We start from the raw sequence: 18,973 nt of genomic DNA, 5'->3' as shown, positions 1-18,973 counted from the left end.
CAAGGCGGCGGGCAAGTGCATGCCGCCGGGCGTTCCACAGCGGTCGCACCCTCACCCCAACCCCTCTCCGGGGGGGAGAGGGGCTAGCGCTGTTCCTTCTCCCCTCGGGAGAAGGTGCCCCGAAGGGGCGGATGAGGGTACGGCGCGAAGCCTCGCAATGCTCCAGCAAACGCGAGGTAGCCGGGGCGAATCCCCAATCCCAACTCCCCAATCCCCGCCTCACTCAGGCTTGCGTGGATCCAGCGAGATCAACCGGGTCACGTCCAGCAGGGCGGCGGGCAGGTGCATGCCGCCGGGGGCGGCGAGGTAGCGGGTGCGCCAGGCTGGGGCGAACTTGGACTTGAAGCGGCGTAGGCCGGTGAAGCCGTAGAAGCGTTCGCCGTGGCGCACGATCAGGTTGCCGAAGCGGTTCCAGCGGCCGGCCAGGCGGTGCTGGGCCAGGCCCGACAGCGGCGCCATGCCCAGCGAGAAGCGCTTGTAGCCCTGGTCGCGGCCCCACAGGAACAGCTCGATGAACAGGAAATCCATCGTGCCCTTCGGCGCATCGGCGATGTGCCGCATCAGGTCCACCGACAGCTCGTGGCCGGCCGGGGCCTGCCACAGGTTGGCGAAGGCCACGACCTTGCCTTCGAACTCCACCACCGCGATCGGGAAGCGGCGCAGGTAGGCCGGGTCGAAGCTGCCCAGCGAGAAGCCCTTCTCGGCGCCGGCCTTGTCTTCCAGCCACTGCTGCGAGACCTCGGCCAGCACCGGCATCAGCGCGTCCACCGCGTCGGTCTCGACGATGCGGAAGCTCAGCCCGCTGCGCTTGCCGCGGTTCCAGGCCTGGCGCAGGTCGGCGCGGTCGCGGCCTTCCAGGTGGAAGCCCTCCAGCGACACCATCGCTTCCTCGCCGAGCTTGACCAGGGTCAGGCCCAGGTCCAGGTAGGTCTGCCAGTGCTGCTCGCCGACCTGGTAGAACACCGGGCGCAGGCCCATGCGGTCGGCTTCCTCGCGGAAGCGCCAGATCAGCGCGCGGGCCACTTCCGGCGCGCCGACCGGGTCGCCCATCGCCACCAGCGAGCCGCCGTAGCGCTGCATCATCACGAAGCCGGGGCCGTCCTCGGCCTGCAGCAGCGCCTTGTCGCCGGTCAGCACCAGGCAGGCCTGGGTGTCGGTGGCCTCGGCCAGCACCGGCGCCAGCGCGTCCAGCTGCGCGCCATCGGCCGGCGGCAACGGCGAGCGGGTGCTGTGCAGCAGCCGCGCCAGCCCGAACACCACCACCGCCACGCTGACCAGCAGCACGGCGCGCAGCGCGCGCGGCGCGTTGGCCGAGGTGGCGAACTCCCACCACAGCTCGTTCTGGTATTCGACGTGGCTGTAGACGAAGAACAGCAGCCAGATCGTGGCGATCAGCACCAGGCCGAGGTTGCGCAGCCACGGCCACGACCAGGCCTCGTCGAGCAGGGCGCCCTCGCGGTAGAACTCGCGGCGCGCGCCCCACAGGCCGACCGCCACCACCAGCGAGGACAGCGCCACCGAGACGTGGCCGCCGCGCAGCCAGGCCGGCAGCGGCAGCAGCACGCAGATGCCGATCGCCAGCACCCAGGCCGCATGGCTGCGCCGCTGCAGGCCCTGGCCGATCAGCAGCAGCACCACGCCGCCGAGGCTGGCCAGCAGGTGCGAGGTTTCCATGATCGACAGCGGCGCCATGTCCTGGCGGCGCTTGGGGGTGGGCAGGGTGCCGTCGATGACCAGCGCCGCGCCGACCGCGAACACCGCCAGGGCGATGATCTGCGGCAGCCACGGGCGCAGCGTGCGCCAGGCAACGCGCACGCCGCCGGCACTGGCGGCCAGCGGCCGGCGCAGGCCGGACAGCGAGGCCATCAGCACCGACAGCAGCAGCGGCACCACGTAGTAGGTGATGCGGTAGATCAGCGCCGCCGCCAGCACCGCCGCCGGGGCCACGCCGGGCAGCAGCTTGAGCAGGCTCCACTCGAACACGCCCAGGCCGGCCGGCACGGTCGAGACCAGACCCGCCACCACCGCGACCAGGTACAGGCCGACGAAGCCGATGTACTCGATGCCCGATTCGTTGGGCAGCAGCACGTAGAACGCGGCGCTGGCCAGGCCCAGCTCGACCACGCTCAGCGCGGTCACGCCCAGGGTAGTGCGCCGGTCCGGCAGCCACAGTTCATGGTCGCGCCAGCGCAGGGTGCGGCCGTCGCGGCCGGCCAGCAGCAGCATCGTCGCGAAGCCCGCCAGCAGCGCGAGGCCGATCACCCGCACCGCGGTCGCGCCGACCGGCAGCGCCAGCGCCGCCGCGGCCGGTTCCAGGGTCAGGGCCAGCGCCAGCAGCAGCCACGCGCCGAACACGAAGCCGAGCGTGCTCATCAGCACCACCTGGCCGATCTCGGCCAGGCTCAGCCCGACCCGCCCGTAGCCGCGCAGGCGCACCGCGCCGCCGGTCAATGCGGCGAAGCCCAGGGTCTGCCCGACCGCATGCGCCAGGAACGCGGTGATGCTGATCCGCATCGGGTGCAGCTTGCGCCCGCTGCGGCGCAGGCCGACGGCATCGAAGCCGATCAGGCAGGCGTAGCTGCTCAGGCCCAGCAGCAGCGTCAGCACGATCTGGCTGAGGCTCAGCTGGTTGAAGGCGTGACGGATCGCACTGTAGCCGTGGGTGCTGAACTCCGTGGCCAGCGCGTGCAGCGCCAGGGCCAGGATCGCCAGGCTGGCCAGCACCGGCAGCGCACGGCGCCAGCCGGGAGTGGACGCGGCAGTGGAGGGCGCGGCGTCGGTCATTGCGGACGGACGGCGGCGAGGCACGACGGCGCGTGGTGCGCGGTGCGCGACGCGGTCGGAGCGGAAGTGCGGGTGAAACGAAGGCGGGCCATCGCGATACCGGTTGGGTGGGAGCGTGTTGCGAACATTGACAAGGCTATGGACAGGTGGCTACGACGCGGTGTGTGGGGTCCCGGGGCAAGGCGGGTTGCTCCGGCCTGTCGCGCAATCCCTCGATGCACGCAACGTGCCACGTCCCGGCAGCAGAGCGATCAGCGGCGCGAAGCCGGCCCTGCGCGGGTTGGCTTGGTGCCATCCCAGGCCGCGCGTCGCAGCGCATACCGATTCCTCCATCACCATGCCGCTCCTCTCACCGTGCATCACGCGCTCTAGGCTATACCGGCCGTGCCGGCGACGCGCATGATAGTGGAATCGCACGTCGCCACGGCGTCGGGACCGCGTCAGGGGCCGTGGCCGGCGCATGTGGCGACGGTCTGTGTCGGTTCCGGAGCCTGTCGATGTCGTTGTCCGCATCTCCCTTTGCCGCGCCGCGCTGGACGCGCCTGGCCGGTGCCACGGCGCTGCTGCTGGCGCTGCTGTTCCTTGGCGTGGCCGTGGCGTTGCAGGTCGTGCGTGCCGATCTGCATTGGCAGCAGGCCACGCTCAGCCAGTACCTACATGGGCCCGGCGGCCTGCTGCTGCGCAGCGTCTACGTCCTGCTGGCCGTCGGCGTGGTGGCGCTGGCGGCCGGGCTGTATGCGCAAGCACCGCCACGCGCGCGCAGCGGCGCGCCGGTAGTGCTGTTCGGCTGCGCCGCGCTCGGCCTGTGCGGCGTGGCGATCGGCGACAGCTATCTGCCGCAGCGCGCGCCGCTGCTGGCGCCGCTGGTGCACGGGTTATCCGCGCAGACCGCGTTCCTGTGCGTGACCACGGCGATGCTGCTGCAGAGCGCGTGGCTGCGCCGGCAGGCAGCGTGGCGGGGCCGCGCCGGGCCGCTGTTGCTGCTGGCGGTGCTGGCGTTCGTTGCCCTGTGGGTGCACGTGCTGTGGCGCGCGCCGCCGCGCGGGCTGACCCAGAAACTGCCGATCGTGCTGATCCTGGCCTGGCTGCTGCCGGTGGCGTATCGCATGTGGCGGCCGGTGCCTGCAGCCGCGGCGCAATCGCGCGACAATGGCGCGGTCTTCCCACTACAGGACAGCGCATCATGATCCAGCGTTTCGATACCGGCCCGCGGATGTCGGAGATGACCGTGTACAACGGCGTGGCCTATCTGGCCGGGCAGATCGCCGACGATACCAGCGAAGACATCGCCGGCCAGACCCGCCAGGTGCTGGCCGCGATCGACCGGTTGCTGGCGCTCGCCGCCACCGACAAGAGCCGGATCCTGCGCGCGGAGATCTTCATGACCGACCTGGCCGAGTTCGCCGAAATGAACAAGGTCTGGGAAGAATGGGTCAGCCCGGGCAACACCCCGGCGCGTGCCACCGTGCAGGCCAAGCTGGCCGACCCGGCCTGGAAGATCGAGATCGTCATTACGGCGGCCGCCTGAGCGGCCGGGATTCGTGATTGGGGATTGGGGATTCGTCGTGCCCACCACGACGTCGCCTGCATATCCCCTGATCCTCGTAGGAGCGGCTTCAGCCGCGACCGGCCTTACCGGTAATGCCTGTCGCGGCTGAAGCCGCTCCTACACGCAGACGATCAGGCGGCAGCACGCCGCCTTCGCCAATCCCCACTCCCGACCCCCCAATCCCGGCGCCTCAGCGCCTGACGAACCGGTAATGCGCCACGCCCCACTGCTGGCCCTGTTCGTAGCCGAACAGTTCCGCGCAGGCCATCCAGAACATGCGCCAGCGTTGCCACCAGATCTTGGCGTCGGCGCCGTAGGTGGCCTGCAGCACCGGCATCAGCGTGTCGCGGTGACAGTCCTGGTTGTGCAGCCAGGCGTTGGCGGTCTTCTCATAATGCTGGCCGGACAGCAGCCAGCGGCGTTCGATCGCCAGGTCGTCCTGGAACTGCAGCAGGGTGTCGGCCGCCGGCATCAGACCGCCGGTGAAGAAGTGCCGGCCCATCCAGTTGTCCTCGCCCTGCACCTCGAACGGGTAGGCCAGGTCGCGATGGCAGAAGATGTGCACGAACAGCCGGCCGCCCGGCACCAGCCAGTGGCTGACCCGCTTGAGCAGTTCGCGGTAGTTGCGCATGTGCTCGAACATCTCGATCGACACCACACGGTCGTAGCTCTCGGTCGGCAGGGTCAGGGTGTTGGCGTCGTGGGTGATGACCTTGACGTTGTTCAGTCCGCGCGCGCGGCACTGCGCTTCGATGTGCTCGCGCTGCGGCCGCGAGTTGGAGACCGCGGTGATGCGCGCGCCGGGGAACTGCTCGGCCATCCACAGCGTCAGCGAGCCCCAGCCGCAGCCCAGTTCGAGGATGCGCTGGCGGTCGCGCAACTGTGCGCGTTCGGCGTACAGCTGCAGCATGCGTTCTTCGGCCGCGTCCAGGTCGGGCGTGGTCGCATCCCAGTAGCAACTGCTGTACTTCAGGCGCTTGCCCAGGCACAGCTCGAAGAAGCGCGGCGGCACTTCGTAGTGCTGGCGGTTGGCCGCGTCGGTCTCGATCGCGATGGCGCTTTCGCGCAGCGATTCGATCAGCAGGCGCTGGCGCTCCCAGGCCGCGTCGGCGCCGCCGGCGCGCTCGTCGCGCAGGCGTTGCGCACACAACCGGCGCATCGCCGCGCGCAGCATGGCGTCGGGCAGCAGGCCGGATTCGGCCAGGCGCGTGGCCAGCGGCTCGGCCGGCGCGGCGGGCGGGGAAGAGGTGGCGAAGGTGCTGGACATGGCGGATCTCCTGGCGCGGCTCAGTGCCGCGGCGGCATGGGGAAGAAGGCGCTGGTGCTGCGCTGGTAGTCGGCGTAGTCGCGGCCGCGCGAGCGCAGTGCTTGCTGTTCGGTGTAGGGAATGCCGGTGACGCGATAGAGGAAGGCGAACATCAGCAGCGGGCCCAGCGCGGCCACGCCGACCCACAGCGCGCCGCTGCCCACTGCCAGGAACACGTAGGCGAACCAGTGCACGAATTCGAAGAAGTAGTTCGGATGCCGCGAATAGCGCCACAGACCTTGGCGGCAGGTCTTGCCCTTGTTCGCCGGGTCGGTGCGGAACGCGGCCAGTTGCCGGTCAGCCAGGCTTTCCCCGCCCACCGCGACCAGCCAAGTCGCAACCGCCAACGTGGTCCACACGCTCCACTGCGGCTGCGGATTGTGCGCGGCCACCGACAGCGGCACCGCGAACGCCAGCACCACCAGCGCCTGGCCGAGGAAGAACGCCAGGAACTTGCGCTGGTCGCCGTGCCAGTGCTCGCGCAGCGCACGATAGCGGCCGTCTTCGTGCGCATCGCCGAACACGCGCACGCCCAGATGCCAGGCCAGGCGCGCGCCCCACAGCCCGCCCAAGACGGCGGTCAGCACGCGCGGCAGCAGCGCGCCATCGGCGCGCCAGGCGCAGTACACCGCGGTCAGCGCCATGCAGGCCGACCACAGCACATCGACCACGCCGGCATTGCGGGTGTGCCGCTGCCAGGCCCAACCGGCGAGCATGACCAGCACGGTGAACACGCCCACATGCAGCAGCGGCCAGGCGTTCATCGCGCCGCTCCGGTGGCCGGCAGCGCCGGCGTGGCGACCAGCAGGCGCCGCGTCGCCAGGCTCAGCAGGGTCAGCGCCGCGGCCCAGCCAACAGCCAGCGCCAGCAGCGCCTGCGGCATGGGCGCCACCAGCGTCACCGCCTGCCAGCCGCGCGCGGCCAGCACGTAGCCCAGCGGGCCGGCGGTGGCGCCGAACAGCGCCGCGCGCCAGGGATGGCGCATCACCCAGGCCAGCGAGTGCTGGAAGGTCAGCGCGAAGCCGGCCCACAGCGTCAGGATCCACAGCGGCGGCCACGGTGCCGGCGGCGCGGCGGCGTAGCGCACCCAGTCGCCGGCGCGCATGGCCGCATCGACACCGGCGCCCAGCGGCAATGCTAGGGCGATCAGCGCGGCGTCGCCGCGTGCGCGGCGGCGCGGCTGCAACTGGTACAGCGCGAACAGCGCCAGCGCCGCCGGGCCGGCCCAGGCCAAGCCGTGCGCGGCGCCGACGACGGCGGCCAGCCACAGCCCCTGCAGGGCGAGGTAGTTGATCAGGTTGCTCATGCGTCGCCCGCCAGCGCCGGCGCGAACTGCGCCGGCCGTGCGCGCGGCTTGCTCAGCCACAGGTGCACGTCGCCGATCGAGCGCTCCAGGAAGCCGCCTTCGCAGTAGGCCAGGTAGAACTCCCACATGCGGATGAAGCGTTCGTCGTAGCCGAGCGCGCGCACCTGCGGCAGCTTTGCCATGAAGCGCTCGCGCCAGGCGCGCAGGGTCAGCGCGTAGCTGGGGCCGATGTCTTCCAGGTTGAACAGACGCAGGTCGCTGGCGCGGCCGATGGCGCCGGTCATCGCCGCCACCGAGGGAATGAAGCTGCCCGGGAAGATATGGCGCTTGATGAAGTCCACCGACTTGAGCGCCTGCGCGTAGCGGTGATCCTCGATGGTGATGGCCTGGATCAGCGCCTGGCCGTCGTCCTTGAGCAGGCTGCCGACCTTGCCGAAGTAGGTATCCAGGTATTGATGGCCGATCGCCTCGATCATCTCGATCGAGACCAGGCGATCGTAGCGGCCGTCGAGATCGCGATAGTCGCGCAGCAGCACCTCGACCCGGTCCGACAGCCCGGCGGCCGCGATGCGCTGCCGGGCCAGTTCGTACTGCTCGCGCGAGATGGTGGTGGTGGTGACGCGGCAGCCGTGGTGCTTGGCCGCGTGCAGCGCGAAGCCGCCCCAGCCGGTGCCGATCTCGACCAGGTGGTGGTGCGGCTGCAGGTCGAGCTTGGCGCAGATGCGCTGCAGCTTGCGTTCGGCGGCGCGTTCCAGCGCGGCCTCGCCCAAGGCGGCGTCGGTGTCGCGGAAGATCGCCGAGGAGTACATCAGGTTGCGATCCAGGAACAGCTCGAACAGCTGGTTGCCCAGGTCGTAGTGCGCGGCGATGTTGCGGCGGCTGCCGGCGCGGGTGTTGCGCGCGAACGCGTGCAGGCCGCGCATCGCCAGGCCGCCGAGCCGGGCCAGGCCGGTTTCCATCGCGTCCAGGCGGTCGCGGTTGCGTACCAGCAGGCGTACCAGTGCGACCAGGTCGTCGCAGTCCCACAGCCCGTCCATGTACGCCTCGCCGACGCCGACGCTGCCGTTGAGCGCGGCCTGGCGGTAGAAGCGCGGGTCGTGGATGCGCAGATGCGCCTGCAGCGTGTCGCCGCCGACGCTGGGATCGCCCAGCGTGGTCAGCGTGCCGGCTTCCTCGATGCGCAACTGGCCCTCGCGCAGGCCATCCAGGGTGGCGAGCAGGCGCTGCCGCAGCAGGCGGTCTAGCCCGCGCAGCGGCGGTGCGGCAGGGGCCAGCGCGGCGGAAGAGGGCGCATGCGGAGCGTTCATCGGCGTTCTCGCGGAAGGGAATGGTCGGGGTGGTCGTGCACCGGGTTGCCGCGCAGCCACAGCCGCAGCGCCTGCCAGTGGATCTTGGCCATGACCTGCAGGGTCATCGCCGGATAGCGCAGCAGCGCCTGCGCCAGGCTGGCGCCGTCGAGGGCCCGGCGTTCGAGCACCAGGGTGGCGTCGAAACGCCGCCGCGTCGCCGCCGGCGTGGGATCGAGCACGTCCATGTGCACGCGCAGTTGCGCGCCGGGTTCGCTGAAGCGCCAGGCGTAGGTGTGCGCCATCGCCATGAACGGCGAGACGTGGAAGCGCTTGGCGAAGCGCCAGGCGTGCGTGGTGCCGTGACTGCGCGCCTCGGCCATCGGCAGCACATAGGCGTGGCGCTGCCGCCAAGGCGTGTTGGTGATCTCGGCGACGATGCTGTGCAGGCGCTGCTGCGCGTCGTGGCAGTAGTAGAACGTGACCGGATTGAAGCAGTGGCCGAAGTAGCGCAGGTGGGTGAGCATGCGCACCGGGCCCAGCGGACGCTCGCCGGTGTGCTGCTGCACGCGGTCGCGCACCGCCTCGTCCAGCGGCTGCGCGGGGTCGCCCAGGTAGTCGCTGCGGCGGAACTCGGCCAGGTTGCGCCGGTTCACCGACCACAGCCAGCGCCGTGCGAACACCTGCTCCAGTTCGTCCAGGTCCAGGTACAGCAGGAACAGCGGATAGCGGAACGCCAGCGCTTTCGGCGCGTAACGGCGATGCCGCACCCAGCCGGTGTACACCGCGCTGTGCAGGCCATGCAGGGTCGTGCCCGCCGCCGCCGACGTTGTCGAGACGGCGCCAGTCGGCGGGGCGGGCACGGCAGCACGGCGCATCAGCGTCATGACCAGGGTACCCCCAGCGCGGCGGCGACGTCGACCGCGCTGCGCAGGCCATCCTCGTGGAAGCCGAAGCCCCAGCCGGCGCCGGCGAACCAGGTATTGCGCTGGCCCTGGATCTCGCCCTTGCGCGCCTGCGCCGCCACCGACGCCTGGGTCTGCAGCGGATGCCGGTAGCGCATGCGCCGCAGCACCTTGGCCGGATCGATCGCATCCGTGCGGTTGAGGCTGACGATGAACGGCTGCGGCGCCTGCAGCGACTGCAGCGCGTTCATCCAGTAGCTGACCGTGCACGGCGCGTCCGGATCCGCGGGCACATGCGCGTTCCAGGCGGCCCAGGCGCGGCGGTCGCGCGGCAGCACGCGCGCATCGGTGTGCAACACGGTCTCGTTGTCCTGGTAGCCGATCGCGCCGAGGATCGCGGTTTCCGCGTCGCTGGGGTCGGTCAGCAGGCGCAGCGCGTCGTCGGCGTGGCAGGCCAATACCGCGTGGTCGTACTGCTGGGTGTCGGCATCGCAGGCGATCGCGACGCTGCCGTGCGCCGTGCGCTGCAGCGCGCGCACCGGCGTGCCCAGCCGCTCGCGCACGCGCCAGCGGCTGCGCAGCGCACGCACGTAGCTGTTGGAGCCGCCACGCACCACCCGCCACTGCGGGCGGCCGCTGACCTGCAGCATGTGGTGATTGGCCATGAAACCGATCAGCTGGCGCATCGGGAAATCGAGGATCTGCCGCGACGGCGAGGACCACAGTGCCGAGGCCATCGGCACCAGGTGCGCGTCGCGAAAGACCTCGGAGTAGCGGTGGCGCTGCAGGAAGTCGCCGAGGGTGAGCTGCGCCAGCGAGGCGTCGTGCAGCACCTGCGGCGCCTCCCGGTAGAACCGCCGCAGATCGCGCAGCATGCGCCAGAAGCGCGGCGACAGCAGATTGCGGCGCTGGCAGAACAGCCCATCGAGCGTGCCGGCGTTGTACTCCAGCCCGGTGCGCTCTTCGTGCACCGAGAAACTCATCGTGGTCGGCTGCGACTCGACGCCGAGCCGCGCGAACAGCGCGCTCAGCAGCGGGTAGTGCTCCGGATTGAACACGATGAAGCCGCTGTCCACCGCGTACTCCGCGCCGTCCAGTTCGATCGCATGGGTATGGGTATGGCCGCCGAGATAGTCGGCCGCTTCGTACAGCGTCACCTCGTGGCGCTGCGACAGCAGCCACGCCGCGCCGAGGCCGGCGATCCCCGAGCCCACCACCGCGATCCGGCTCATCGGGCACGCGCCTGCGCACGCACCAGCCCGGCCGGCACCGGCTTGAGCTCGCGGATCACGCGGGTCCACGACAGCGCCTTCAGGCCGTACCAGGTCAGGTCCAGCTCCCACCAGCGGAAACCCTGGCGCGCGGCGCCGGGGAAGAAATGGTGGTTGTTGTGCCAGCCTTCGCCAAAGGTCAGCAGCGCCAGCCACAGGTTGTTGCGGCTGTCGTCGCGGGTGTCGAAGCGGCGGCTGCCGAAGCGGTGCGCCAGCGAGTTGATGGTGAAGGTGGCATGGAACAGCGCCACGGTGGAGACGAAGAAACCCCACACCAGCAACTGCGGGCCGTCGGTGCCGAGCTGCGGCACGTGCTGCTGCAGCCACTCGCCGAGCAGGAACAGCGCCAGCGCCAGCAGCACCGGCAGCAACAGGTCGAAGCGGTCGAGGAAGCGCAGTTCGGGGAAGCGGCGCAGGTCTGGGATCGCCTCCCAGTCGGTGCGGAAGCCGCGCGGTGTCAGGAACCAGCCGCTATGGCTCCACCAGAAGCCATGCTGGCGCGGCGAATGCGGATCGGCCGGGGTATCGGTATGGCGATGATGGTTGCGGTGGTGGGCGGCCCACCACAGCGGTCCGCGCTGCACGCAGGTGGCGCCGATCGCGGCGAACAGGAACTGCACCGGGCGCGAGGTCTTGAACGCGCGGTGGGCGAAGTAGCGATGGTAGAAGCCGGTGAGCGCGAACATGCGGACGGCGTACATCGCCACGGCCATGCCGATGGCGAACCAGGACACACCGACCCAGAACACGCCCAGGCACGCCAGGTGCAGGCCGATGTAGGGCGCGGCACGCAGCCAGTCGATGCGGTCGGCACGCGCCGGATCCAGCTCGATCTCGGCACTGGTGTCGAACCAGCGCCGCAAGGTGCGCAGGATGCGGCCACGCGGGGCAGGTGGCGTTGTGGAAGGGCTGGGTTCCGGAACGGGACTCGGCACAAGCGCGTCTCATTGGGGGACTTGGGAGCGATACGGGCGAAACCGGAAGACGGATGCACCCGCGTCGCATTTCCCCTGCACGGCTGCGGGCGCGGCACGGCGGCCACGACGGCGCAGCGCAGGCGTCGCACGAATCGGAAGATCTGGCTGTCGTGCGGATGCGCGATGGCGGCGGGGATGTTGCCTGCGCACGAGTGGTGGGCGGGTGAATGCGCGCCCGGTTCTTGTAGACGAGCGCGGCATAGCCTGACCGCGGCGCGTGCAAGGCATCTGGAGCGCCAGGCGTCATTGCCCCTCTCCCATCGGGAGAGGGGTTGGGGTGAGGGTACGGAGCGAAGCGTTCGTGTATCCAACTTGCGCTAGCGGACGCTGTACGAGGCTTCGCCCGTCCCCTCATCCGCCCCTTCGGGGCACCTTCTCCCGACGGGAGAAGGGACTCCGCGGTCCCGATGGGCGAAGGGGTGTCTACGGCGCCAGCTGTAGCGTGCCAAGGCGTCATTGCCTCTCTCCCGGCGGGAGAGGGGTTGGGGTAAGGGTACGGAGCGAAGCCCTCGCGCATCCAGCTTGCGCTACCGGACGCTGCACCAGGCTTCGCCCGTCCCCTCATCCGCCCCTTCGGGGCACCTTCTCCCGACGGGAGAAGGGAATCCATGGTCCCGATGGGAGAAGGGTTGTCTACGGCGCCAGCTGCAGCGTGCTAAAGCGCTATTGCCTCTCTCCCGTCGGGAGAGGGGTTGGGGTGAGGGTACGGAGCGAAGCTCTCGCGATTCAACTTGCGCGACCAGACGCTGCACCAGGCTTCGCCCGGACCCTCATCCGCCCCTTCGGGGCACCTTCTCCCGGCGGGAGAAGGGAGAGATGTCTACGGCGCCAACTGCAGTGTGCTGATGCCGCCCTTGGCCACGACCGGACCGGTGGCGACGCCGCCGGGCGCGCCGCCGGGCGGTTCCATGGTCACCGCCAGCACCGCGCCGTCACTGAGCAAGGGCATCAGCGCATCGGGAATGCGCGCCACGCGCGCCTTGGCCTCGTCGAACACGCCCATCGAGCGCGCCTTGCCGTCGGCCGGGATCAGCCACAGTTCCGGCACGCGGTCGGCGTCGCGGGCGCCGGCCAGCGGGGTGAGGGTGATGCTGCGCTTGTCGGCGTCCATCAGCGCCACGTAGCCGGGCTTGCCGTCGTCCTGCATCAGCGTGGAGGTCATCGCGATGCCGCTGGGCTTAGGCGTGGTGGTGGTGGCGACCGGCGGCGGCTGCGCGGCCGGCGGCGGCACCGGCGCACGCGCCAGCAGCAGCGCCAGCAGGCAGGCCGTGGCGGTGGCGAAACCGCCGGCGCTGAGCCAGCGCCAGGTCCGCACGCTGTCCCAGAACCCGGGTGCGGCGGGGCGCGTGCGCGGCGCCGGCGCATCCAGGCCCAGCGAAGCGCGGATGCGGACCCATACGCGCTCGGGCACCGCCACCGGCGCGATCTCGTCGGCCAGCGGCATCAGGTGTTGCTGCCATTGCAGTACGGCCGCGGCGAATTCGCGGTCGCTGTCGATGCGTGCTTCGGCGGCGCGGCGCTCCTGCGCGTCGAGCACGCCGAGCACGTACTCGCCGGCCAGCACGTCGCGCGGCGGCGGGGTTTCCTGCGGATCGGGCACGGAGGCGTTCATCGTTCCAGGCACGCTTTCAGTTTGGCCAGGCCGCGGCGGATCCAGCTCTTGACCGTGCCCAACGGCGTGCCGCTGCGCTGCGCCAGTTCTTCGTAGGTGATGCCTTCGAAGAACGCGGTGCGGATCAAGTCGCCGCGCGGCGGCTCCAGTTCGCCCATGCACACGTCCAGGCGCCGACCGGCCACCCGCCACTCGGTGTCGGCGAGCGGATCGCGGCCTTCGTCCTGCAGTTCACCGGCGTCGTCCAGCGCCACCGACTGCCGCGCCGGTGCGCGTGCGCGCAGATGGTCGATGGCCTTGTTGCGGGCGATCATGGTCAGCCAGGTCAGGCCGCGCGCGCGCTGCGGGTCGAACTGCGCCGCCTTGCGCCAGACCGAGGAGAACACTTCCTGCAGCACGTCCTCGGCTTCGCCGCGCTGCGGCACGATGCGCAGGCACACGCCGAACAGGCGCGAGGAGGTGGTGCGGTACAGGCGTTCGAACGCGGCGCTGTCGCCGGTGGCGGTGGCCACCAGCAATTGTCCTGCTTCGTCGTGATCGGGCGACTCGGTCATGCCGGGAGACGGTGGCGAAGGTCGGCGCGATCCTACAGGCTTTCGCCGCGCTCGTCGCTCAGGCGCGCTGGCGCCGCCACAGCACGAGTGCGGTGAGCAGCAGGACGATCTCGAACGCGGCCAGGCCGGTCGTGGTCGGGCCGACCGGCCACAGCCGCAGCAGGCTGGCGCTGCGGTAGAGCACGATGGGCACGTAGAACGCCAGCGCCAGGAGCAGGCCGGTGCGCAGTTGCCCGGTGCGGGCGAAGTAGCCGAACAGGAAGGCCATGCCCAACTGCAGGCCGCCGTAGATGACCAGATATTCGGACTGGCCGGAGCGGTCCAGGCCGACATAGCCCACCGCTGCGGCGGTCTGCGCCGGCAGCAGCGTGCACCAGACGGCCAGGAGCGCGTACAGCGCGGCGTTGAACCACAGGTAGGCCTTGGCCATGAGGTGTCCTCGTCGATGCGCGGGCGATGCGCAGGCATGGTTGTAGCGGGTGCGGCGGGGGCCGGCGTGAATGCGCTGGCGGCGCGGCTCAGCGCGCGCTGCATTGCGCGACCAGGGGTTGCTGCAGCGCCTGCTGCCAGGCGCCATCGTCGGCCTGGCCGCGCAGGCGTTCGGGAAAGTCGATGCGCACGCTCGGGTAGCGGCCGCGCGCGTCGCGGATGTTGCCGACGCCGCGGAATTCGAGCAGACGCCGGTCCTTGCGCGTGTAGGCGACGCTGAGGTCGGGCAGCAGCGTGCCGTACCAGGCGGCCAGGCTCAGGGTGTAGCGCTGCACCTCGGCATCGGCAGGGCCGGGACTGATGCGGAAGTCGAGCGTGCGCAGTTCGCTGGGCAGCACGAAGGCGATGCGCTGCGGTCCGCCGCTGCCCAGGCTGTCCCAGCGCTGGCGCAGGTAGGCGTCGAAACCGGCGTCGATCACCTGCGCCTCGGGGCTCTTGGGCAGCGGCGCGCGGCGCTCGGCCTGGCCCTTGGCCTGACTGAACATCTCGCGCCCGCTGCCACTGCGGCGCACGCCCTCGCGGTAACCGCTGCGCGCATCGACCAGTTCGAAGTCCGGCGCGGCGCTGCCGTCGTCCACGCGCTTGCGCGCGAACGCGGCGCCGTCGGTGCACTGGTACAGCACCAGGCGCGCGCCATCCTCGCGGACCCAGTGGCTCTCGCGGTACAGCACCTGTTTGCCGTCGGCGGCATAGGCGATGCCCTCGTAGTGCAGCATCGCCCGCGCAGGCGCGGCGGCGACGAGGGCGGCGGTGCCGAGGGCCAGGGCCAGCGGCAGGTGCGCTCGGATGAGCGGGAAGGCGGCGGTCGACGTCGGCATGCACGGCGCTCCGGTGGAATGACACCAGGACATACGCGGCGGGTGCCGATCCGGATGCGCCCGCCGTGGCGCTCGCGCTGAAGCGGCTGTCTCAGCGCAGGACGATGCAATCCACCGGACAGGCCGGCAGGCACAGCGCGCAGCCGGTGCACAAGGGCGCCAGCACCGTGTGCATGTGCTTGGCGCCGCCGACGATGGCGTCCACCGGGCAGGCCTGGATGCACTTGGTGCAGCCGATGCAGTCGGCTTCCACCACCCATGCCACCTGCGGCGCCGCGTGCGTGCCGCGACTGCGGTCGTAGGGCAGGGCGGGGACGCCGAGCACCCGCGCCAGGGCGCGCGCGCCGGCGTCGCCGCCGGGCGGGCAGCGGTCCACCTGCGCCGTGCCGGCAGCCATCGCCTCGGCGTAGGGACGACAGCCGTCGAACCCGCACTGGCCGCATTGGGTCTGCGGCAGCAGGCGATCGAGACGTTCGAGCAGGGCGGCGTGGGCGGGCGTCATGGCGGAGGCGGCGCGCGGCAGCGCACGGCGAGGAGCAGGGGCGGAGAAGCGGAAGCGCCGGCGTGGCCAGCCGGCACAGTGTAGCGCGGCGTCCGCTGCGGCCCGAGCCTAGCGCGCGCTGTAGGTGTCGATCACGACCTGGACCGCGCTGCCCGGTTCCAGCCTGGCGGGCGCCTGCGCGCGGTCCAGCACGATCCGCACCGGCTGCCGCTGCACGCGCCGGACATGGTTGCCGGCCTGCGTGGTCGTGCCGAGCGGCACGTCCGCCTCCTGCACGGCGGCGCCGATCGCCTGCACGTGGCCGACCCAGGTCATCCCCGCACCGTCGGCCAGGCGCACCTGCGCGGCCTGGCCGACCCGGATCGTCGGCAGCACGTCCTCGCGGAACCGGGCGATCACCGTGATCGCGTCGTCCTTGGACGCATGCGTGGAGACGGCGGCCGGCGCGCCGGGCATGGCGCCACCGGGGCGCGACGCCGGCGTCGCCACCCAGGCATCGTCGCTGCGCACCGCGGGGTAGACGCGCCAGCCCCACACGCTGACGGCGAATGCGATGCCGAGCAGGATCGCCACCGCCACGATCGACAAGGCGATGACCGCGCTGCGGTCGCGCGGTGGCGTCGCCTCGGCGTCGCGGCGTGCCGCGGAGGCGGCCACGCGCTGCGCAGCCGACGGCAGGGGCGGCGGTGTCTGGCGCAGCGTCATCGGCTCAGGCGATCCGGCGCCCGCAGTACCAGCGCTCGTGCGCCAGCGCCAGCATCGGCCGATCCTCGCGGCTGTCGCCGTACGCATAGATGCGCCGATAAGCGTTCAGGTCGTACTGCATGCGGATCAGCGCGGCCTTGCGGGGGCCGCAGTCGCCGTGGCGATAGCGGCCGGTCAGGCGCCCATCCTGCACTTCCAGGCGGTTGCAGATCAGGCCCAGCCCATGTTGCGTGCACCAGGGCCGCAGATACAGATCCAGCGAACCGGAGACCAGCGCCACGCTGTGCCCCTGGGCGTGGTGCCAGGCGATCCGCTGCATCATGTCCGGTCGCAGCAGCGGCGGCAGCGCCTGCTGCGCATAGTGCTCGGCCTCGCGGGCGATCTCGTCTGCGTCGCGGCCGGCGAACACCAGCCGGGTGACCCGCGTGCGCAACGTCGCCGCCGACACCAGGCCCAGCCGATAGCCGGCCAGCCACGGCCCGACCGCCCAGCGCGCCCGCGCCTGCTGCGCCGGCGTGGCCACACGGCGCAGGAATCCCGAATAGGTATCGGCGGTGGTGACCGTGTGGTCGAAGTCGAAGAGAGCGAGGGATTGGGGATTCGGCATTGGGGATTCGTCACCGCGTCATGGACCCATCGGCGCCGAGAGTGGCTCAACCAATCCCCAATCCCGACTCGCCAATCCCCGCCGTCAACGCACCGGCATGCCGGGCTGCGCGCTGCTATCCGCGTCGAGCAGGGCCAGGGCGCCGCCGTCGAAGCCGGCCGACAGGATCATGCCTTCGCTGAGGCCGAAGCGCATCTTGCGCGGGGCCAGGTTGGCGATGAACACCACGTTGCGGCCGACCAGCTTCTCCGGTTCGCCGTAGCTGCCGCGGATGCCGGAGAAGATCTGCCGCTTGCCCAGCTCGCCGGCGTCCAGTTCGAAGCGCAGCAGCTTGTCCGAGCCTTCGACGAACTCGCAGGCCAGTACCTTGCCGATGCGCAGGTCGAGCTTGGCGAAGTCGTCGATGCCGATGACGCCGGGAGTGGGGAGTGGGGATTCGGGATTCGCAGCGACCTTCGTTTCGGTCTTGGCCGGTGCCGGCTTGGTTGCGGCCGGGGCGGGGGCGAGGGTGTCCTTGGAGGCGTCGGTCATGGCGTCGAGCAGCTTGGGGTCGATACGGGTGAACAGGGGGGCGTACGGTTGGATCACGTGCGCCAGCAGCGGGGCGTCGAGGTCGTCCCAGGCGCCGAGCGGGGCCGACAGGAACGCCTCGGCCTCGGCGCAGGTGCGCGGCAGCACCGGCTTGAGCGCGGCGGCCAGCACCCGGAACAGGTTCAGGCCCTGCGTGCACACCGCCTGCAGTTGCGCCTCGGCGCCGTCCTGCTTGGCCAGCACCCAGGGCTTGTGTTCGTCGATGTACTTGTTGGCCTCGTCGGCCAGGGCCATGGTCTGGCGGATCGCGCTGGCCGGGTCGTTGCGCTCGTAGGCCTCGCGGATCGGCGCCAGCGCGGCGGCGAAGCGCGCGTACTGCGCCGGGTCCGGCAGCGCGTCGGCGAGCGTGCCGCCGAAGCGCTTGTCGATGAAGCCGGCGCAGCGGCTGGCCAGGTTGACGAACTTGCCGACCAGGTCCGCATTGACCCGCGCCACGAAGTCGCCCAGGTTCAGGTCGAGATCGTCGACGCCGCCGGAGGACTTGGCCGCGAAGTAGTAGCGCAGCGCTTCCGGCTCCAGGCCCACGTCCAGGTAGGTGCGGGCCATGACGAAGGTGCCGCGCGACTTGGACATCTTGGCGCCGTCGACGGTCAGGTAGCCGTTGACGTGCAGCCGGGTCGGCGCGCGGTGGCCGGTGCCGTGCAGCACCGCCGGCCAGAACAGGCCGTGGAAGTTGACGATGTCCTTGCCGATGAAGTGGTGCAGTTCGGTGGCGGTGCCGGCGGCCAGGTGCGGCTCGAACGCTTCGCCCAGGCTCGCGCACAGGGTCTGGAAGCTGCTCAGGTAGCCGATCGGCGCGTCCAGCCACACGTAGAAATACTTGCCCGGCTGGCCGGGGATCTGGAAGCCGAAGTACGGCGCGTCGCGGGAGATGTCCCAGGCGCGCAGGCCGCCTTCGCTGTCCAGCCATTCCATCAGCTTGGCCTTGACCCCGGGCAGGGCGACGTCGCCGGCCAGCCAATCGCGCAGGAAGCCGTCGAAGCGGCCGACCTCGAAGAAGAAGTGCTCCGAATCGCGCAGCTCCGGCGTGGCGCCGGAGATCACCGACTTGGGCTCCTTCAGTTCGGTCGGGGAATAGGTGGCGCCGCAGACCTCGCAGTTGTCGCCGTACTGGTCGGCGCTGCCGCAGTTCGGGCAGATGCCCTTGATGTAGCGGTCGGGCAGGAACATGCCCTTGGCCGGGTCGTAGAACTGCGCCACCGAGCGCCGCGCGATGTGGCCGCCGGCGTCGAGCTTGGCGTAGAACGCCTCGGTCAGGGCGCGGTTGGCCGCCGAGTTGGTCGAGTCGTAATGGTCGAAGGCCACGCCGAACGCGGCGAAATCGCGCTCGTGGCTGGCCTGGATGGCGGCGATGAAGCTCTCCGGGGTGACTCCGGCCTTCTCCGCGGCCAGCATGATCGGCGTGCCGTGGGTGTCGTCGGCGCACACGAACCAGGTGCGGTCGCCGCGCAGCCGCCGCGCGCGCACCCAGATGTCGGCCTGGATATAGCCGACCAGATGCCCCAGATGCAGCGGTCCGTTGGCATAGGGCAGGGCGGTGGTGACGAGAGCGGTGGTCATGGCGGCCGGCGTGTCTGGGGGCGCGAGATTATCGCATGGCATGCAAAGCCGGGACCCGGGGCTCGGGACCGGGGACCCGGGAGAGCGGTGCATGGCGGGTTGGCAGCCACGGAAAAGGCGCCCTCGCGGACGCCTTTGGAGAGATAGGTTG

The 18,973-nt window shown here is 70.9% G+C and carries 18 protein-coding genes; 2 read left to right on the top strand and 16 right to left on the bottom strand.

The annotated features are described in order from the left end of the window. Positions 1-219: 219 nt before the first annotated feature. The gene (gene mprF / locus AC1PMG_RS14970; protein ID WP_481109409.1) at positions 220-2,784 is read right to left on the bottom strand and encodes a bifunctional lysylphosphatidylglycerol flippase/synthetase MprF; all 2,565 of its coding nucleotides are present in this window, start codon (positions 2,782-2,784) and stop codon (positions 220-222) included. A 497-nt stretch (positions 2,785-3,281) separates the two neighbouring features. On the opposite strand from mprF, the gene AC1PMG_RS14965 reads away from it, so the two are divergent. Together AC1PMG_RS14965 and AC1PMG_RS14960 are read left to right on the top strand one after the other, a co-directional pair. Continuing rightward, a complete protein-coding gene (locus AC1PMG_RS14965) occupies positions 3,282-3,971 on the top strand; it encodes a DUF998 domain-containing protein (protein WP_481109408.1) in 690 nt (229 codons plus the stop codon). Further along, on the top strand, positions 3,968-4,312 hold the full coding sequence (locus tag AC1PMG_RS14960; RefSeq protein ID WP_017910151.1) for a RidA family protein: 345 nt from the start codon (positions 3,968-3,970) through the stop codon (positions 4,310-4,312). The genes AC1PMG_RS14965 and AC1PMG_RS14960 overlap by 4 nt, the downstream gene beginning before the upstream one ends. Positions 4,313-4,523: 211 nt before the next feature. Here the strand turns inward: AC1PMG_RS14960 and AC1PMG_RS14955 are convergent, their stop codons facing one another. The 15 genes from AC1PMG_RS14955 to metG form a co-directional block, all read right to left on the bottom strand. Next, positions 4,524-5,600 (bottom strand): SAM-dependent methyltransferase, encoded by a 1,077-nt coding sequence (locus AC1PMG_RS14955; RefSeq protein ID WP_481109407.1) that lies wholly within the window; start codon positions 5,598-5,600, stop codon positions 4,524-4,526. Positions 5,601-5,620: 20 nt separating this feature from the next. Then, on the bottom strand, positions 5,621-6,403 hold the full coding sequence (locus AC1PMG_RS14950; protein ID WP_481109406.1) for a DUF1295 domain-containing protein: 783 nt from the start codon (positions 6,401-6,403) through the stop codon (positions 5,621-5,623). Then, positions 6,400-6,945, bottom strand: coding sequence for a DUF2878 domain-containing protein (locus tag AC1PMG_RS14945; RefSeq protein WP_481109405.1), 546 nt, complete (start codon positions 6,943-6,945; stop codon positions 6,400-6,402). The genes AC1PMG_RS14950 and AC1PMG_RS14945 overlap by 4 nt, the downstream gene beginning before the upstream one ends. Next, positions 6,942-8,252, bottom strand: coding sequence for a class I SAM-dependent methyltransferase (locus AC1PMG_RS14940; RefSeq protein ID WP_481109404.1), 1,311 nt, complete (start codon positions 8,250-8,252; stop codon positions 6,942-6,944). Before AC1PMG_RS14940 ends, AC1PMG_RS14945 begins: the two co-directional genes overlap by 4 nt. Continuing rightward, positions 8,249-9,118: a DUF1365 domain-containing protein gene (locus AC1PMG_RS14935; RefSeq protein WP_267093749.1), complete on the bottom strand. Its 870-nt coding sequence runs from the start codon at positions 9,116-9,118 to the stop codon at positions 8,249-8,251. Before AC1PMG_RS14935 ends, AC1PMG_RS14940 begins: the two co-directional genes overlap by 4 nt. Beyond that, the gene (locus AC1PMG_RS14930) at positions 9,115-10,368 is read right to left on the bottom strand and encodes an NAD(P)/FAD-dependent oxidoreductase (protein ID WP_342073355.1); all 1,254 of its coding nucleotides are present in this window, start codon (positions 10,366-10,368) and stop codon (positions 9,115-9,117) included. The genes AC1PMG_RS14935 and AC1PMG_RS14930 overlap by 4 nt, the downstream gene beginning before the upstream one ends. Beyond that, positions 10,365-11,342 carry an acyl-CoA desaturase gene (locus AC1PMG_RS14925; protein WP_481109403.1) on the bottom strand — a complete coding sequence of 326 codons (978 nt, stop codon included), beginning with the start codon at positions 11,340-11,342 and terminating at the stop codon, positions 10,365-10,367. Before AC1PMG_RS14925 ends, AC1PMG_RS14930 begins: the two co-directional genes overlap by 4 nt. A gap of 862 nt (positions 11,343-12,204) precedes the next feature. Beyond that, positions 12,205-12,996 (bottom strand): anti-sigma factor, encoded by a 792-nt coding sequence (locus AC1PMG_RS14920; protein WP_481109402.1) that lies wholly within the window; start codon positions 12,994-12,996, stop codon positions 12,205-12,207. Further along, a complete protein-coding gene (locus AC1PMG_RS14915; protein ID WP_017917756.1) occupies positions 12,993-13,550 on the bottom strand; it encodes a sigma-70 family RNA polymerase sigma factor in 558 nt (185 codons plus the stop codon). Before AC1PMG_RS14915 ends, AC1PMG_RS14920 begins: the two co-directional genes overlap by 4 nt. A gap of 58 nt (positions 13,551-13,608) precedes the next feature. After that, on the bottom strand, positions 13,609-13,980 hold the full coding sequence (locus AC1PMG_RS14910) for a hypothetical protein (protein WP_043092665.1): 372 nt from the start codon (positions 13,978-13,980) through the stop codon (positions 13,609-13,611). Between the two features lie 88 nt (positions 13,981-14,068). Beyond that, positions 14,069-14,857, bottom strand: a complete 789-nt coding sequence (locus tag AC1PMG_RS14905; RefSeq protein WP_481109401.1) for a hypothetical protein — start codon at positions 14,855-14,857, stop codon at positions 14,069-14,071. A 91-nt stretch (positions 14,858-14,948) separates the two neighbouring features. Then, entirely contained in the window at positions 14,949-15,359 is a 411-nt protein-coding gene (gene rnfB, locus AC1PMG_RS14900; protein WP_481109400.1) for an Rnf electron transport complex subunit RnfB, read from the bottom strand. 108 nt (positions 15,360-15,467) lie between these two features. Then, the gene (locus AC1PMG_RS14895; RefSeq protein WP_481109399.1) at positions 15,468-16,064 is read right to left on the bottom strand and encodes a hypothetical protein; all 597 of its coding nucleotides are present in this window, start codon (positions 16,062-16,064) and stop codon (positions 15,468-15,470) included. A gap of 4 nt (positions 16,065-16,068) precedes the next feature. Next, the gene (locus AC1PMG_RS14890) at positions 16,069-16,671 is read right to left on the bottom strand and encodes an HAD family hydrolase (protein WP_481109398.1); all 603 of its coding nucleotides are present in this window, start codon (positions 16,669-16,671) and stop codon (positions 16,069-16,071) included. 84 nt (positions 16,672-16,755) lie between these two features. After that, on the bottom strand, positions 16,756-18,822 hold the full coding sequence (metG, locus tag AC1PMG_RS14885) for a methionine--tRNA ligase (protein WP_481109397.1): 2,067 nt from the start codon (positions 18,820-18,822) through the stop codon (positions 16,756-16,758). Positions 18,823-18,973 lie beyond the last annotated feature (151 nt).

Source organism: Xanthomonas sp. NCPPB 2250, from assembly GCF_056725265.1.
Note: the sequence above shows the minus strand (reverse complement) of the source record. Positions and strands in the feature narration are given on the sequence as shown.